At 62.8% G+C, this 537-nt stretch carries 1 protein-coding gene; it reads left to right on the top strand.

Annotated features, from left to right (window positions below; genetic code table 11):
• Window positions 1–537 (top strand): Ig-like domain-containing protein (locus CAG31_RS28020; protein ID WP_139832664.1); only part of this gene is annotated, 537 nt, incomplete at both ends.

Here is a 537-nt window from a genome sequence, read left to right as displayed (position 1 = left end):
TGGTCGACAACGAGGCGCATCCGAACGCCAACGGCGCCAACAACCTGCCCGAGCAATTCGCCGTCACCGTGGTGGACGACAACGGCACCACCGCCAACGCGACCCTCGATGTGAACATCATCGACGACCTGCCGAAGGGCGTTAACGACTCCAACGCCAGCACCGCGTCGGAAACCAACCTGACGTTGACGGGCAACGTCCTGACCAACGACGTGCAAGGCGCCGACCGCGTACCGACCGGCCCCAACGCCGGCCCGATCACGGCAGGTACTTTCACCGGGACTTACGGCACCTTGGTGCTCAATGCCAACGGCACCTACACCTACACCCTCAACACCAACGACGCCGACTTCAAGAACCTGCACGGCGGCGGCAACGGCACGGAAACGTTCACCTACACCATCACCGACTCGGACGGCGACACCAGTACCGCGAACCTGGTGCTGAACATCCACAACAACGACGATCCGGTGACCATCAGCGGCCTGGACGTGAACGGCGGTGAGCTGACCGTCTACGAGAAGAACCTCAGCGACG

The sequence above is a fragment of the Pseudomonas sp. R25(2017) genome (genome assembly GCF_002112565.1).
In the GTDB taxonomy this organism is placed as follows: Bacteria; Pseudomonadota; Gammaproteobacteria; order Pseudomonadales; family Pseudomonadaceae; genus Aquipseudomonas; species Aquipseudomonas ekonensis.
Note: the sequence above shows the minus strand (reverse complement) of the source record. Positions and strands in the feature narration are given on the sequence as shown.